This is a genomic window from Agromyces sp. 3263, from assembly GCF_031456545.1.
Taxonomy (GTDB): domain Bacteria; phylum Actinomycetota; class Actinomycetes; order Actinomycetales; family Microbacteriaceae; genus Agromyces.
Genome location: NZ_JAVDUV010000001.1, coordinates 2,816,754 through 2,831,963 on the forward strand (window position 1 = coordinate 2,816,754; position 15,210 = coordinate 2,831,963).

15 protein-coding genes and 1 tRNA gene are annotated in these 15,210 nt (G+C 71.8%); 7 read left to right on the forward strand and 9 right to left on the reverse strand.

Annotated elements, in window-relative coordinates:
* The first annotated feature begins 209 nt into the window (after window positions 1–209).
* The 3 genes from J2X63_RS12890 (at window position 210) to J2X63_RS12900 (ending at window position 2,949) form a co-directional block, all read left to right on the forward strand.
* Window positions 210–1,010, forward strand: a complete 801-nt coding sequence (locus tag J2X63_RS12890) for a C40 family peptidase (RefSeq protein WP_309977659.1) — start codon at window positions 210–212, stop codon at window positions 1,008–1,010.
* Window positions 1,011–1,372: 362 nt separating this feature from the next.
* Window positions 1,373–1,870, forward strand: coding sequence for an HNH endonuclease (locus J2X63_RS12895; protein ID WP_309977661.1), 498 nt, complete (start codon window positions 1,373–1,375; stop codon window positions 1,868–1,870).
* A 134-nt stretch (window positions 1,871–2,004) separates the two neighbouring features.
* Window positions 2,005–2,949, forward strand: a complete 945-nt coding sequence (locus tag J2X63_RS12900) for a CHAP domain-containing protein (protein WP_309977663.1) — start codon at window positions 2,005–2,007, stop codon at window positions 2,947–2,949.
* A gap of 250 nt (window positions 2,950–3,199) precedes the next feature.
* Here J2X63_RS12900 and J2X63_RS12905 read toward each other — a convergent pair whose 3' ends face one another.
* Window positions 3,200–4,240 (reverse strand): beta-propeller fold lactonase family protein, encoded by a 1,041-nt coding sequence (locus tag J2X63_RS12905; RefSeq protein ID WP_309977665.1) that lies wholly within the window; start codon window positions 4,238–4,240, stop codon window positions 3,200–3,202.
* A 91-nt stretch (window positions 4,241–4,331) separates the two neighbouring features.
* Here J2X63_RS12905 and J2X63_RS12910 point away from each other — a divergent pair.
* Window positions 4,332–4,403: transfer RNA gene (locus J2X63_RS12910), tRNA-Arg, on the forward strand.
* Window positions 4,404–4,449: 46 nt separating this feature from the next.
* Here J2X63_RS12910 and J2X63_RS12915 read toward each other — a convergent pair.
* The 6 genes from J2X63_RS12915 to J2X63_RS12940 form a co-directional block, all read right to left on the reverse strand.
* The gene (locus J2X63_RS12915; protein ID WP_309977666.1) at window positions 4,450–5,226 is read right to left on the reverse strand and encodes a PspA/IM30 family protein; all 777 of its coding nucleotides are present in this window, start codon (window positions 5,224–5,226) and stop codon (window positions 4,450–4,452) included.
* A gap of 2 nt (window positions 5,227–5,228) precedes the next feature.
* On the reverse strand, window positions 5,229–5,852 hold the full coding sequence (locus J2X63_RS12920) for a hypothetical protein (RefSeq protein ID WP_309977668.1): 624 nt from the start codon (window positions 5,850–5,852) through the stop codon (window positions 5,229–5,231).
* A gap of 195 nt (window positions 5,853–6,047) precedes the next feature.
* Complete coding sequence (locus tag J2X63_RS12925; RefSeq protein ID WP_309977670.1) at window positions 6,048–6,374, reverse strand: ATP-dependent DNA ligase; 327 nt, start codon at window positions 6,372–6,374, stop codon at window positions 6,048–6,050.
* Between the two features lie 137 nt (window positions 6,375–6,511).
* The gene (locus J2X63_RS12930; RefSeq protein ID WP_309977673.1) at window positions 6,512–7,243 is read right to left on the reverse strand and encodes a TMEM175 family protein; all 732 of its coding nucleotides are present in this window, start codon (window positions 7,241–7,243) and stop codon (window positions 6,512–6,514) included.
* A gap of 61 nt (window positions 7,244–7,304) precedes the next feature.
* On the reverse strand, window positions 7,305–7,574 hold the full coding sequence (locus J2X63_RS12935) for a hypothetical protein (RefSeq protein ID WP_309977675.1): 270 nt from the start codon (window positions 7,572–7,574) through the stop codon (window positions 7,305–7,307).
* Window positions 7,571–7,735, reverse strand: coding sequence for a hypothetical protein (locus J2X63_RS12940; RefSeq protein ID WP_159605097.1), 165 nt, complete (start codon window positions 7,733–7,735; stop codon window positions 7,571–7,573). Before J2X63_RS12940 ends, J2X63_RS12935 begins: the two co-directional genes overlap by 4 nt.
* A 168-nt stretch (window positions 7,736–7,903) precedes the next feature.
* Here J2X63_RS12940 and J2X63_RS12945 point away from each other — a divergent pair, with 168 nt between their 5' ends.
* Window positions 7,904–8,971 carry an ATP-dependent DNA ligase gene (locus J2X63_RS12945; protein WP_309977678.1) on the forward strand — a complete coding sequence of 356 codons (1,068 nt, stop codon included), beginning with the start codon at window positions 7,904–7,906 and terminating at the stop codon, window positions 8,969–8,971.
* Window positions 8,972–8,974: 3 nt separating this feature from the next.
* On the opposite strand, the gene J2X63_RS12950 is transcribed toward J2X63_RS12945, so the two are convergent.
* Window positions 8,975–9,505 carry an Lrp/AsnC family transcriptional regulator gene (locus J2X63_RS12950; protein WP_309977682.1) on the reverse strand — a complete coding sequence of 177 codons (531 nt, stop codon included), beginning with the start codon at window positions 9,503–9,505 and terminating at the stop codon, window positions 8,975–8,977.
* A gap of 129 nt (window positions 9,506–9,634) precedes the next feature.
* Here J2X63_RS12950 and ald point away from each other — a divergent pair, with 129 nt between their 5' ends.
* Entirely contained in the window at window positions 9,635–10,735 is a 1,101-nt protein-coding gene (gene ald, locus J2X63_RS12955; protein ID WP_309977684.1) for an alanine dehydrogenase, read from the forward strand.
* Between the two features lie 9 nt (window positions 10,736–10,744).
* Here ald and J2X63_RS12960 read toward each other — a convergent pair whose 3' ends face one another.
* On the reverse strand, window positions 10,745–11,053 hold the full coding sequence (locus J2X63_RS12960) for a rhodanese-like domain-containing protein (protein ID WP_309977687.1): 309 nt from the start codon (window positions 11,051–11,053) through the stop codon (window positions 10,745–10,747).
* Between the two features lie 227 nt (window positions 11,054–11,280).
* On the opposite strand from J2X63_RS12960, the gene J2X63_RS12965 reads away from it, so the two are divergent.
* Window positions 11,281–14,955 (forward strand): AAA family ATPase, encoded by a 3,675-nt coding sequence (locus tag J2X63_RS12965; RefSeq protein WP_309977691.1) that lies wholly within the window; start codon window positions 11,281–11,283, stop codon window positions 14,953–14,955.
* Window positions 14,956–15,210 lie beyond the last annotated feature (255 nt).

A 15,210-nucleotide genomic window follows, 5' to 3' on the forward strand; every position in this document is an offset into this window, starting at 1 on the left:
CGAGTCCGCCGGCGCCAAAGCCAGCCGGTGGAACAGGATCGAGATCGCCCCCCGGCGCCCACCGCTCGATCCGGAACCCGTGACTGCGCAGCTTGCGCTCCAGGTGGGACGGCCGCACCGGTCGTGGGGCGGCGGAGGTACACGTTTTGGCTCGATTCCCGCAGCGACGTCCGACCCGGAAGACGACGCGAGGGGCCGCTTCGAAGGCGATGGTCGCCACGAAGTCCCCGACCACCCCACCACCCACTGAACTCGCAGCGAAGGTCGCCGCGGCACCGTTGCCGTCGACCCGCCGACTGCGGCGCGGCGGCCTCGCGAACGTCCTCGTGATGACGGTCGCCGCCGGCATCGTCGGCACCCTCGCGATCCCCGCCTACGCGTTCACCCCCGGCAGCGAGGGCCCGCAGTTCGGCACCTCGGCCGAGACGGCGTTGACGAAGGCGCAGGCGCAGTCCGTCGAGGTCACCGACGACGTGATCGCGGCGCCGGTCACGACCGACGCGTATGCGGCCACGACGGCCGAGGAGATCAAGGCCGCCGCCGACGCGGCAGCTGCCGCCGCCGCCGCCGAGGCCGCGCGCCAGGCCGCGGAGTCGCAGATGACCTCGTACGCGGCGTCCTACTCGGGCCCCTCGGTCGGCGACTTCCTCGCGAACCCGCCGTACCCGAACTTCGACCTCGGGAGCGTCTACGGCGTCGCCACGCAGTACATCGGCACGCCCTACGTCTACGGCGGCGCAACGCCGGCCGGCTTCGACTGCTCGGGCTTCGTGATGTACGTCTACGCGCAGTTCGGCGTGAGCATGCCGCACTCCTCGGCCGGGCAGGGAGCCATGGGCACCCGCATCTCCGAGGCGGACGCGCAGCCGGGCGATCTCGTGATCATGGACGGCCACGACGGCTTCTACGCCGGCAACGGCATGATCCTGCACGCACCGTATGAGGGCGCCTCGGTGCGAGTGCAGCCGATCTGGACGAGCGACTACTACATCGTGCGCATCGGCATCTGATTCGTGAACATCTCGTGACACCGCACACGAATGGCGCGCCAGGAAGCCCTGGCGCGCCATTCGTGCTTTACCCTTGAAGCCTGACGATCCGAGAACCGGGCAGGGGAAGCCGATGGTCGCGACGCGCAGCATCCATTCCACGGATGCGCGCGCGCAGTTCCGCCAACGGCGCAGCAGTCAGCCGAGCACGATCCGGGCGAACGCCGCAACGGGCACTGTCTTCATGACGGTGCCCGTTCTTCGTTCTCCGGGCGGATCGCGTTCCTCGGCGACGGCCCTCCCTCCGGCACGCCTTCGTGCGCTCGGCGCGTCAGTCCGTTCACGCGGCTGGAAGCCATCCAGCACCGATCGAAAGGCACTTCATGCGCACCCTCGTGCTCAACGCCGGATATGAGCCGCTCGCCGTCGTCTCGTTCAAGCGAGCGCTGCTCCTCGTCATGAACGAGAAGGCCACCGTCATCCTCCACGACGAGGGCAATCCCGTCTGCGCCGCGAGCGGCTCCTGGGAACGTCCGAGCGTCATCCTGCTCACCCGGTACGTGCGCACCCCACGGGTGCACGCGGTCCCGGTCAGCCGCCGGGGCGTACTGCGCCGGGACGAGCACCGGTGCGCCTACTGCGGCCGGTCGGCCGCGACGATCGACCACGTGTTCCCGCGATCCCGCGGCGGTCGTGACACCTGGGAGAACCTCGTGGCGTGCTGCCTCCGCTGCAACAACACCAAGGGCGACCACACGCCGGCCGAGATGGGCTGGGAGCTCCGGTTCACGCCGGGCATGCCCCAGGGGCGCAGTTGGGTCGTGCGCGGATTCGAGCGCCCGCTCCCGCAGTGGGACGAGTACCTCGCCACCGCCGCCTGATCCCGCCGTGACATCCATGCGGACGTGCCCTATGGTGGTACGAGTCCGGAGACCCCCGACCTCCGAGATCTCACGAGAAGCCAACCCACTCCGGGCCGCAGTGCGGCCTCGAGCGGGATCCGGAGGTTCCACACTTGCACGGTGACGATGAGAACGACGCCCACGAGCGCACGCGCTCTGAGCGGCGAGCGGCCGATCGCGGTCGCATCCGTCGCACCGCGCCGAAGGCCCCTCGCCGCGCACGCTCGGCCCGCGAGGCCACGGTGTCCGCCGTTCCCGCGCCGACGGCCCGTCAGGCCCCCGCCGGGGATGCAGCCCGCCCCGTGATGGGCTCGTCGCGCACGGTGCGCCGCAACCGGCCGGTGCGCGTGTTCGCCACGATGCTGGTCGTCCCCGCCATCGTCGGCACCGTCGCCCTGCCCGCCTACGCGATCATGCCCGGCATCGGCGGCTTCGCGGCATCCGGCGCCTTCAGCCTCTCCCGCGCCGAGGCGCAGGACGTCGACGTGTCGGCACTCGCGAGCGGTGCCCCGTTGTCGTCCGACACCTACGCGGTGACCACCAAGGCCGAGATCGAACAGGCCCGCATCGATGCCGAGGAGGCGCAGCAGTCCGCATGGGCGGCCGAGCTCGCGTCACGCGGCTCCGGCAGCTACGCGATCTACACGGTCAAGGCCGAGGGCGACGACTACCCGTGGTGGGACCAGGTGCCCGACGACTACGGCGGCGGCCTGTCTCCGCTGCGCTACTACTACCGCGAGTGCGTCGACTTCGTCGCGTGGCGCCTCAACCGCGACGCAGGAGTGACCAGCGCCCCGTGGAAGTGGGACTGGGGCAACCTCGCATCGGGCAGTGCGTACGCGTGGGCCGACGCATGGGCCGCCAAGGGGTGGCCGACCTCGAGCGAGCCGGTGATCGGGGCCGTCGCCTGGTTCCCCTACAACCACGTCGCCTACGTGCAGTCGATCAACGCCGATGGCTCGGTCAACATCGAGGAGTACAACCAGAACTCCGACCACTCCTACCACCGGCGCACCATCCCGGCCGGCTCGGCGCTGTACCTCTACCCGCCCGGCTGACCCAACGCGCCGCGCCATTGTCGACGCCATGGCGATATCCGCTCGATTTGTTGGACGCCCTGGACAGTGATCTCGTCGAGCGGCCTCGGTAACGTTGGGCCTCATTCCACGGTGAGGCAGGTGATGGCGATGACGCAGGACTTGGATGAGGCGCGACTCGACGAGATCGCGTGGGTCGACGAGCTCGCGCCATCCACCTCGGCGATCGTGATCCTCGGCTACAACTGACCGCAGCCCGGGCCTGCTCGGCTCAGGGCAGGCGGGCCAGGCAGGCCGGGGCCGGCGTCTGCAGCGTGGCCCTTACCTCGGTCGGAACGCCCTCGTCGAGTGCGATGACAGCGATCGAGTCCGAGGCCTGGTCGGCGACGAGGGCGAACCGCTCGTCGTGCGACACGTGCAGGTCACGGGGATGCCGCCCGCCCGTCGGCACCGAGGCGAGGCGTTCGAGCGTGCGCGCGTCGCGGTCGAACCGCATCGCGACGAGGGCATCCGCGTCGCGGTCGCCGATGAGCACCGTGCCGGCCCTCGTCAGGCGGATCGCCGAGAGCCCGAGCCCGCGCGGCGCGACCCGGTCGTCGACGTCGAACCAGGCCAGCTCGCGACCGCCCTGCAGGTCGAGGACGCTCGCCGTGCGGTCGAGTTCGTTCGCGACGACGGCGAGGTCGCCGGCGATCACGAGGTGACGCGGCCCGGCACCCGCATGGATCTCGAGGTCGCGCGACTCGTCATGCCGGAGCGCCTCGGGCAGCGCGTCCAGCGCGAGCACGCGAATGCGGTCGGACCCGAGGTCGGCCACCAGCAGCCGGTCGCGTGCGGAGTCCACGACCGCCTGGTGGGCGTGGGGCGCGGTCTGGCGCTCGGGGTTCGGCCCGCTGCCCGAGAACGGAACGGCGTGCACGGCGTCGGCCGCGGCATCCGGAGCCGACGGGTGGGCGGTGAGGCGGCCGCCCGAGTAGTTCGCCGCGAAGATCCAGTCGCCCGACTCGTCGAAGGCGAGGTGGCACGGGTCGGCGGCGCCGGTGCGGCCGGGTTCGCCGAACGCTCGAAGCTCGTCGCCCTCGACCGTCCACGTCGAGACGAGCCCGTCGGCGAGCTCGTGCACGATGCCCAGAACGCCCGTCGCCGCCGAGACCGCGAGGTACATCGGATTCGGTCCGACCTCGACGACGTCGCCGAGCGTCACGGTGCCGTCGGCGGCGATGTCGAGCGGTCGAATGCCGCGTGCCGCCGATCCGAGCGCCCCGAGCGTCGAGGCGCCCACCCAGAACCTCGTGGCCTCCGCACCGGTCATCACGACTCCTCGTCTCACGGCCGGGCCGCGCTCTCGGGCGCCACGGGCGCCGCAGAACACGCTATCGCGAGCCGGTAGACTCGTGCGGTCAGCCTCTGTAGCTCAATGGAAGAGCAGTTCCGTCCTAAGGAAAGGGTTGGGGGTTCGAGTCCCTCCAGGGGCACTCTTGCACCACGTGCGGGGTCACCCCCCCCCCCCCCCCCCGATGCTCAGCCTCGTCCGATGCTCAACCACCCGTCGGGGGCGTCGCCGGGGGAGCGCCCGCTCGAGGCCGAACCTGCCGGCGCCGCTCCGGCGTTGCGCAGCGCCTCGAGCTGGCGATCCACGTCCGCCTTCGCCGTCACGGCGGCGAGCTGCTGCTCGATGTCCGCGTCGGGTGTGGCAGTGAGGTCCTGCAGCGCACCGCTCGCCAGCAGCTCGTCGGTCGCGGCGGCACGCGCCTGCATCTGGGCCACGCGGTCGCGAGCGCGGTCGAGGCTCGTGCCGACGTCGCTCATGGCGTTGCCGACGCCCGCGACCGCCTCGTTCGCCCGGACCTGCGCCTCGGACGCGGTGTAGGTGGCCTTGATGGTCTCCTTCTCGATGCGGAACGCGGCGACCTGCTCGGTGAGCCGGCGCTCGCGCTCCTGGAGCTGCGCGGTCTGCGTGTCGAGGGCCATGAACTGCTGCTGCAGCTTGCCCACCTGGTTCTCGAGCAGCGCGCGGCGTTCGAGGGCGGCACGGGCGAGGTCCTCCCGACCGTGGGCGACGGCGTCGCGGGCCTGCGTGCCGAGGCGGGCGTACCTCGTGCCCAGCTCCTGCCCCTGCAGCTCGAGCCGCTTCTTCGCGGTCGCGACCTCTGCAACCGCCTGCCGGACCTGCTGCAGGAGCTTCACCTGCTGGTCGTAGCTGTCGTCGAGGGTGTCGCGGGGGTCCTCGATCTTGTCGAGGGCCTTCGTGGTCTTGCTGCGGAAGATGGTGCGCATCCGCGCGGTGTTGCTGCTCATGGTCAGATCCCTTGTGTCGAGCGGTCGGAGCGGGCGATGGTCGGCTGTCGGATCGGTTCTGGGGCCTCGTGGCCGTCGAGCCGGCGCAGTTCCTGCACGCCCGCATGCAGTGCGGCGATCTCGCGATCGACATCGCCGTCGAGCGTGGTGAGCACGTCGTCGGTGGAGCCGGCGAGCACGGCGGCGACGGTCGTGCGCATCCGGCCCACGAGGCCCGTCACCTGTTCGACGCGGTGCCGCGCCGCAGGCAGGGACTCGCCGAGGACGGCGGAGTCCGTCTCGCTCTCCATGAGCCGCAGCTGGAGGTCGAGCGCGGCGCTCTCCTCCTGGATGCGCCGGAACAGCCGCGGCAGGTCGCCACGAGGCCCGTGGCCGCTCGCGAGCAGATCGATCGCGGACTGCCCGCTGGCGAGCGTCTCGGCGAGGCGCACGCGAAGCGCGAGGACGCTCCGCTGGGGTCCGTGGCTGAGCGCGGCGCGCGTCCGCAGGACGGTTCCGCCCACCGCGCGGCTGCGACGGACGCGTCGGTACAGCGCCCGCAGCACGAGGACGACCGTCACGATCGAGGCGATCCCGATCGCGATCACGATCCCGAGCGCCGCCAGCACCCATTCGAGGCCGCTCATGACGGCCGCTCCAGCTCTTCCATGTCCCCGCCTTCGTCCCGTCATCGCCACGGCGCGTCCCCGACGTCGGGCGATCGACCCGTGCCGGCAGGAACGCGATATAGCGCGATCAAACGCGATATAACGCGAGCGTACGCCGGGAGCGGCCCGAACGTTAGTCCTCCGGTCGAATTCGCAGGGAGCGCATCCGACCGATCAGCCGACGCCCTGCGCCTCGGCGGCCGCCACCGACTCCGTCTCGGGCGGCTCCGGCACCACGATCAGCCCGCCGGCCGAGTTCGCGATGAGGGCGAGGTCCTCGAGCCAGGCGCGGTTGAGCCGCGGGCGCCGGTTGCCGTGGTAGACGAACGCCACCGGGGTGTGCGGGCTCAGCCAGATGGTCATCGAGCGGCGTTCGTCGCTCCACGTGAACGGGAAGCTCTCCCGCCGCCGCAGCTTGTTCACGATGATCACCTGCAGGTGCGCGAGGGTCCGGTCATCGAACTCCGCCGCGTGGTCGGCGTCGTACAGCAGAGAGCCCATTCCACTCCGTTCCGGGCGCGCCGGCGGGGAACTGCGCGGATGCGCCGGCCGGATCGGATCGATCATTCCGGGCGCAACCGGATCGCGGGAGGGTCTTGACTTCGGGCCGTCCCTTCCGGCACGTGCCGGCGGCGTGTCTACGCGCTCGACCCGGTGGGGGGATCGAGATCGTCGCGACGACGGATGCCGCGTGCTGCGGCATCCTCGGCCACGATGCGGGCCACCCGCCTCGATGACCACAGGCCGACGAGCGGGTTGACCACGACGAGCAGTGCCCAGGTCCAGCGCCCGGCGTCGGCGCCGAACGCGTATGCGATGGGGATGGAGGCGAGGAAGATCGCCGGAGTGGTCATCGTGTCGATGAAGTTCACCCGGTCGGCGCGCCGGGGCAGTGGCGCGATGAGCACGCCGTCCCGGCGGGCGACGGCGAAGACCGCCGACTGCGCGAACACGGCGCAGCTGATGTTCACGGCGTAGACGGCCACCGCGAGGGGAGCATCCGCCGAGCCCTCGTCGCTGATGCCCTGCGTGGAGAACGGGATGAGCACCACGAAGGCGATGGCGACGAGGTTCGCGACGATGGTGCCCGGCGTGACGGCGCGGAACCCCGAGACGATGCGGTGGTTCACCCGCCAGAACACCGCGATCACCGCGAAGCTCACCGCGAAGCCGAACAGCTGCCATTCCAGGCCGCTGGCGAGCAGGGCGGGAAGGCTGGTCCAGTCGACCGCACCGGGGGGATCGATGTTGACGACGAGCAGGGTCAGCGCGAACGCATACACCGCGTCGAAGAAGGTGAAGGCGCGCGCGAACTCCACGGTGTCGCGCTCGTAGCGCGGCCGATCGACGACCGCCCGTTCACTGCCCACGTCAGGAGTGTGCCCGCCGTCGGCCCGGCCGAGGCATCCGACGCGCCGTCAGTCCCAGCGGTCAGTCCCAGTCGACCGCGTGCATCCAGCCGGCGATGTAGGCGCGCTCGTTCACGCCGAGGCGCACGCCGCCGCGGGGCAGGGGCTCGTGGTCGAGTTCGCAGAGGTCGAAGATGCGGCGCACGATGACGCCGCGCAGGGGGGCATCGAGGTTCTCGAGCACCTCGCGCTGCAGGGGACGTTCGAGCATCGGCCACCAGAGGCCGATGGGCGGGAGTCCGTGGCCGGTTCTCGGGCGGTCGTCGTGCGCCGGCTCGATGGTGGAGGTCATTGCGCCGGCTCCTCGCTCAGGTGACCCGTGTCCGGGTCGCGGACGACGACGTGCTCATCGGGGTCGGCGTCGTGCTCGGCCTGCTGGTGCTGTTCGACGGCCTCGACCGCCTCGTCGAGCTCCTCCGCCGCGTTCGGATCGGTGGGGGCGGGATCGGTCATCGCTCACTCCTCGCTCACGGCTGACCGCGACTGCGAGGTCCGCCGACTTCGACGGTACGCGCGCGCGCGAGGCGGGCACAGGGGATTGACCCGCCCGTGGGGCGGTGCTACCCGACCTCCTTCGCCTTCGGGGCTGCGGTCCGTCGCCGGGCGGACCAAGATGGACGGATGGACCTCCCGGTGATGCCGCCCCTCGCGCCCATGCTCGCCAAGTCGGTGAAGGAGATCCCCGACGCCGGCCATGTGGAACCGAAGTGGGACGGCTTCCGCACCATCGTCTTCAAGGACGGCGACGAGATCGAGCTGGGGAGCCGCAACGAGCGCCCCATGACGCGGTACTTCCCCGAGCTGGTGGCGGCCCTTCGCGAGAACCTGCCCGCCCGGTGCGTGATCGACGGCGAGATCATCCTCACCGCCGACGGGCGGCTGGACTTCGACGCACTGCAGCAGCGCATCCACCCGGCCGCGAGCCGGGTCGCCATGCTGGCCGAGACCACGCCGGCCTCGTTCGTCGGGTTCGACCTCCTCGCCGTCGGCGACGAGCGCCTGATGGAGGAGCCGTTCGCCGACCGGCGCCGCGGCTTGGAGGAGGCGCTCGCCGCGGCATCCGACCCCGTCTTCATCACCCCGGCCACCGCCGACCTCGCCGAGGCACGCGACTGGTTCACGCGGTTCGAGGGCGCCGGGCTCGACGGGGTGGTGGCCAAGCCGCTCGACGGCACGTACCAGCCCGACAAGCGCACGATGTTCAAGATCAAGCACGAGCGCACCGCCGACTGCGTGGTCGCGGGCTTCCGGTGGCACAAGACCGGCGGGATCGTCGGGTCGCTGCTCCTCGGGCTGTACGACGGAGAGGGACGGCTGCACCACGTGGGGGTCGCCGCGTCCTTCCCGATGGCTCGCCGGGCGAGCCTCGTCGCGGAGCTCGAGCCGCTCGTCGCCGACGATCTCTCGGTGCATCCGTGGGGCGAGTGGGCCGACCAGGAGGCGCACCAGTCGGCACGGCTGCCGGGGGCGGTGAGCCGGTGGAACGCGGGCAAGAACCTCTCGTTCGTGCCGCTCCGCCCCGAGCTGGTCGTCGAGGTGGCGTACGACCACATGGAGGGCGACCGGTTCCGTCACACGGCGCAGTTCCGCAGGTGGCGCCCCGATCGCACCCCCGAGAGCTGCACCTACGAGCAGCTCGAGTCGCCCGACGGGCTGGACCTCTCGGAGATCCTGCCCATCTCGCGGTAGCGCTCAGAGCACCGCGCGCAGTCCGGCGGACAGTGCCGTGTGGTGCTCGAACACCAGGTTCGTCTCGGTGAGCGCCACGGCCGGGTTGGCCGAGAGGTTCTTCAGCACGAACTGCCGCACGTGCTCGCTGTCGCGCACGCGCACGTGGATGAGGAAGTCCTCGGTGCCGCCGAGGAAGAAGAGCTGCGCGACCTCGGGCTCCTGCCGCAGCTCGTCGGAGATCTGCTCCATCAGGTGCCTGGCACCCGGCCGGATGCGCACGCTCACGAGCGCCTGCAGCGTGAACCCGAGCGCGAGCGGGTTGATCTCGGCGGTATAGCGCACGATGACCCCGCGCTCGCGGAGCGACCGCACGCGGGCGAGGCACGTCGAGGGTGAGACGCCGACCGCGCGGGCGAGGTCGACGTTCGGGATGCGCGCGTTCTCGTGCAGCAGGGCGATGATCTGCCGATCGACCTGGTCGAGGGCCAGTGGCCCGGATGCCGCACCGGCGACGCCGGCGCCCGGCTCGCTGATCTGCGGTGCATCGGCCATGAGCCACCTCTCACTCGAATGAATGGGACGAATTCGACCATGGTACCGAATTCTGTGCGGCCACCCTTCCCAGACGGCGAACGAGCGGCGACCATGGAGGTACTCATCCACACAGCATTCGGAGTCCCCATGCGCATCGGCGTGCCTGCAGAGATCAAGAACAACGAATTCCGCGTCGCGATGACGCCCGCGGGCGTGCACGCTCTGGCGCAGCGCGGCCACGAGGTGGCCATCCAGTCGGGCGCGGGCATCGGCGCGGGCTACCACGACGCCGAGTACCTGGCGGCAGGGGCGCTCATCGTCGAGACGGCTGCCGAGGCGTGGTCGGCCGAGCTGGTCATGAAGGTGAAGGAGCCCATCGCGGCCGAGTACGGCTTCCTCCGCGAGGACCTCACCCTCTTCACCTACCTCCACCTCGCGGCGGACCTGCCGCTCACCCGGGCCATCCTCGACTCGGGCGTCACCGCGATCGCCTATGAGACGGTGCAGCTGCCCGACCGCTCGCTGCCCCTGCTCACCCCGATGAGCGAGGTCGCCGGCCGGCTCGCCCCGCAGGTCGGCGCGGCGTCGCTGCACGCGTCGCAGGGCGGCCGTGGGGTGCTCCTCGGCGGCGTTCCGGGAACCGCGCCGGCGAAGGTCGTCGTCATCGGCGGCGGTGTCGCCGGTGAGCAGGCCGCGGCGACGGCGCTCGGCCTCGGGGCCGACGTCACCGTCTTCGACATCTCGCTGCCGAAGCTGCGCGAACTCGATGCCCGCTACGACCACCGCATCAAGACCCTGGCCTCATCGCCCTACGAGATCGCCCGGCAGTTGAAGGACGCCGACCTCGTGGTCGGCGCGGTGCTCGTGCCGGGCGCGGCGGCGCCGAAGGTCGTCACCGACGACATGGTCGCCGGCATGAAGCCGGGTGCCGTGCTCGTCGACATCGCGATCGACCAGGGCGGATGCTTCGAGGGCTCGCATCCGACCACGCACGCCGAGCCGACCTACCGGGTGCACGACGCCATCTTCTACTGCGTCGCCAACATGCCTGGCGCGGTGCCCGCGACCTCGACGCCGGCCCTCACCAACGCCACGCTGCCGTACGCGCTGAGGATCGCCGACCTCGGCTGGGAGGCCGCACTCGCCGCGGACCCCGCGCTGGCCCTCGGCCTGAACGCCACCGCCGGACGGCTCGTCAACGAGGGCGTCGCCGCCGCGCACGGGCTGGAGCTGCAGACCGCACGCTGAGCTCCCGGCTCAGTCGCCGTCGCCGAGGGTGACCGGAAGACCGGCCCGATACCACCCGACGATCCCGCCCGTGACGTTGACCGCGTCGAAGCCCTCGGACTCGAGGTACTGCGTGGCCTGGGCGCTCCGCCCACCGACGTGGCACAGCACGTAGACCGTACGGTCGCGCGGCACCTCGGCCAGGCGCTCGACGAGCGAGCCGAGCGGGATGTGCTGAGCGCCCTCGATGCGTGCCTGGGCCACCTCGTCGGGTTCGCGCACGTCGAGGATGTGGGCGCCGTCGACGGTGTGCACCTCGGCGGGGGTGGCGGTCTGCATCGGGACTCCTTCGAGCGGCTGCGCCAGTGGTGATGGTTCGTCGGGGCATCCGGATACAGCAGCATACCCGCGGCCGTCGAAACGCCGCCGGAACCGGCGATGCTCCCTCGATTCCGCGCGAAGCCACGTATGGTGTCCGTGTGTGGCGGCTCGATCGGAACCATGACGAGGAGGACCTCCTCGGGTCCGAGCCGGACGCCGCCGCGGAGCAACTCACCCCGGATCCCATGCGACACGACACCACGAGCCCTGACGGAGTCAGCCTCGGCGACCCCGAACTCGTCGCCGGCAATGTGGCTGAGCCCGCGTGGCACCGCTGGCGCGGCGAGCTCGCGGAGGTCGGCGGCCGGTCGCCGCTCGTGCGCTTCGTCGACACGCCGCGCACCCGCATCGAGCTGTCCACGACGCATCCCGGCGGTCTGCCGCAGTTCATCACGGGCAAGTCGACCCTGCTCTCGAGCCTCATCCGCGACGAGCTCGCGCTGCGCAACGCGCGGCTCGCGGCCGCGGAGATCACCCAGAAGGGCATCGAGCTCCGGTCGGTGCGCGGCATCGAGTCGGTGCACCTGGCGATCGGACTCGCGTCGTGGCGCAATGCCGGCGAGGAGTACCTCGCGCCGGTGCTGCTCCGCCCCCTCGCCATCCGCCGCTACGGCCGCGACTTCGAGCTGAAGCTCAAGGGCCAGCCGTTCCTCAACCCGGCCCTCGCCCGCGAGCTGCGCGAGCAGTTCCAGATCACCCTCGATGCCGACGCCTTCGTCGCCCTCGCGATCACCAACGGGGTCTTCAAGCCCCAGCCCGTGATCGACCGCCTGCGCGGTCTCACCTCGCACCTGCCGTGGTTCCACGTCGCGCCGCGACTCGTCGTGTCGGCCTTCGCGGAGGTCGGTCCGGCCATGGCCGATGACGTGCGACGGCTCGACCACCCCGTCATCGACGCCATCGCCGGCAACGCCGCCGCGCGCGCGTCGCTCGCCGAGCAGGGGGAGCGTGCCCGGCCGGTGCCGCAGGACCAGCGTCCGCCGTCGACCGACCACCTCCTCCTCGATGCGGATCCCGAGCAGGAGCAGGTCGTCGCCGAGATCGAGTCGGGATCGTCGCTCGTCGTCAAGACGCTGCCGGGCACCGGCGGCACCCAGACGATCGTCAACGCGATCGGGGCACTCGTCGCCAAGGACAAGCGCGTCCTCGTGGTCGGCGCCCGCCGTGCGAGCCTCGACGGCATCGCGCATCGCCTCGGCCAGGTGGGGCTCGGCGGTGCCGCCGTGTCCACGGGCAGCCTCCGCCGCGACCTCATCCAGGCGATCTCCCGAAACGAGAAGGCCGAGCAGCCGCGGGTCGCCGACGTCGACGACGCGCTCGTGCGACTCCGCAAGGTGCTGCTCGACTACCGAACGGCCCTCACTCGCGACGACCCAGAGCTGCACGTGTCCGTGCTGGACGCACTCGGCGAGCTCGCCAAGCTGGCGCAGCTGCGGGAGGCCCCGTCCACGACCGCCCGGCTCGACCACGCCTCGCTCGTGGCGCTCGCCACCGGCCGCGACCGTGTCGCGCACGACCTCGCCCGGGCCGCCGAGCTCGGCGAGTTCCGGTACGGTCCCGGCGACTCGCCCTGGTACGGCGCATCGTTCACCTCCTCCGACGAGGCGACGCACGCCCATGACCTCGCGAAGCGGCTGGACGCCACGGAGCTGCCCCGCCTGCTCGAGCGCGGTCGCGCCCTGATCGCGCAGACCCGCCTGCGCCCCTTCGAGTCGGTCGCCGAGCTGGGGGTCTTCCTGCGCCTGCTCCTGGACGTGCGCGAGACGCTCGACCGGTTCCAGCCGTCGGTGTTCGACCGTCCCCTCGGCGAGCTCATCGCCGCCACGTCGGCCCGCCGCGATTCGCCCGGGATGTCGGGTCCCAACCGCCGGCGCCTCCGCCGCCTGGCCCTCGAGTACGTGCGCCCCGGCGTGCACGTCACCGACCTCAACGGCGCGCTCCGCGGCATCCAGCAGCAACGCACGCTGTGGCAGCGCTACTCGGAGGCGGGCGCGATCCCCAGCGTGCCGGTCGGCATCGACGACGTGCATGTCGCCTTCCGCACGGTCGCGACCGACCTCGCCGCGCTCGATGCACCGCTCGGCGTGGTGGGCACCCCCCGGCAGCTCGCCGCGAGGCCCGTGCGCGAGCTGGTGTCCGACCTGCGCGGACTCGCCGCGGAGTCGGAGGTGCTCACGAACCTGCAGGAGCGCACGGCGGTGCTCTCGCGCCTGCGCGACCTCGGCCTCGACCCGCTGCTCCTCGACCTCGCCAAGCGCCACGTGCCCGAGCGCGCCGTCGCCGCCGAGCTCGAGCTCGCCTGGTGGCAGTCGGTGCTCGAATCGATGCTCGCCGGCGACAAGGCGCTCCTCGGCGCGAACACGACGGTGCTCGACCGCCTCGAGGGCGACTTCCGCCTCGTCGACGAGGCGCATGCGTCGGCAGCGGGTCCGCAGCTGGCCTGGCACCTCGCCGAGAACTGGAAGGTCGCGCTCGTCGATCATCCCGACGAGGCCCAGCGCCTGAAGCGGATGCTCCGGGGCGACCGGGTGCGCCCCGCCGCGCTGCACGCCGAGACGCCGCACCTGTTCCGCACGCTCGCGCCGATCTGGCTCGCGTCGCCGTACGAGGTGGCCGAGATCGACGACGCGATCCCCTTCGACACCGTGGTGCTCGTGGACGCAGGCTCGACGACCATCGCGGAGAACCTCGGCGCGATCCGGCGCGCACGGCAGGTCGTCGCGTTCGGCGACCCGGTGACGCAGACCCCGACCGTGTTCGAGACCGGGATCGACGACTCGGAGCCCGGCTCGGCCGGCACCACCGAGCACGGCGTCGATGCGCTGCACGCGGATTCGGCGCTGGCCCGGCTCGGCGAGCTGCTGCCCACGCTCACCCTCACGAGGAGCTACCGCGCCGGCGGCGAGGACCTCGCCGAGCTGGTGAACCGCCGGTTCTACGCCGGACGCATCCAGTCCCTGCCCTGGGCGGGCAGCTTCCTCGGCCACGGCAGCCTCGGGCTGCACTACGTCCGCGGCAACGGGCTCCCCGACGCCGTCACGGGCACGGTCGAGAGCATCGACTCCGAGGTCGCGAAGGTCGTAGAGCTCGTGATGGACCACGCCGTGAAGCGGCCCCGCGAGTCGCTCATGGTCATCACCGCGAGCGCCCGGCATGCGGCGCGGGTGCACCAGTCGGTGCTCGCGGCGTTCGCCAAGCGCACCGACCTGTCGGACTTCATCCTCAAGGACCGCGCCGAGCCGTTCACGGTGCTCACCCTCGAGCAGGCCGTGGCGCAGAGCCGGGATCGCGTCATCTTCTCCGTCGGCTACGGCCGCACGCCGCACGGCCGGCTGCTGTCGAACTTCGGCTCGCTCGGCGAACCCGGCGGTGACCGGCTGCTCGCCGTCGCCATGACGCGGGCCCGGCGTTCGATGGACCTCGTCTCCGCGTTCCGGCCCGAGGACATCGACGAGGAGCGCCAGTCCCACGGCGTGCTCGCGCTCGCCAACATCCTCAGCCAGACCGAGGAGCGCGCCGCGGCCGACGTCGACGGCGAGGCCGGGGCGTCGATGCTGGCCGACCTGGCCGCACGGCTGGCGCGGCGCGGCATCCGGGTCAGCGTCGACCATCGCGGCCGGCTCCCGCTTGCGGCCGCCCACGCCGGCAAGGCGGTGGTGGTCGAGACCGACGAGGCGTTCGAGGGGCTCAGCCTGCGGGAGTCCCTGCGACTTCGGCCCGACGTGCTGCGACGGCTCGGCTGGCACTACCTGCGGGTGCACAGCTTCGAGCTCTTCGGCAACCCCGAGGCGGTCGCCACCCGTGTCGCCACGGTCCTCGGCAAGCCCGAGGCGAATCCCGCGGATGCCGCGGCGAGCTGATGCCCGACGAGCCCAGGCAGCGCGTGGAGCGTGCCGGCGGGAAGTCCCGTCGCGCGCGGCTCACCCCGGCGCCCGGTTCGGATCCGTCGCCCGAGCAGCCGGCGACGACGGGGACGGAAGCCGGCGAGCCGCCCGAGCCCACGTCGCAACGCGGTCGCCCCAGCCCTGACGACGAGCGCATCACGCGGGAGCGCCCGCCGCACTGGTGACGGCGACGACATGGCGCCACCACGGTGCCGCCGCGACGGCGGTGCG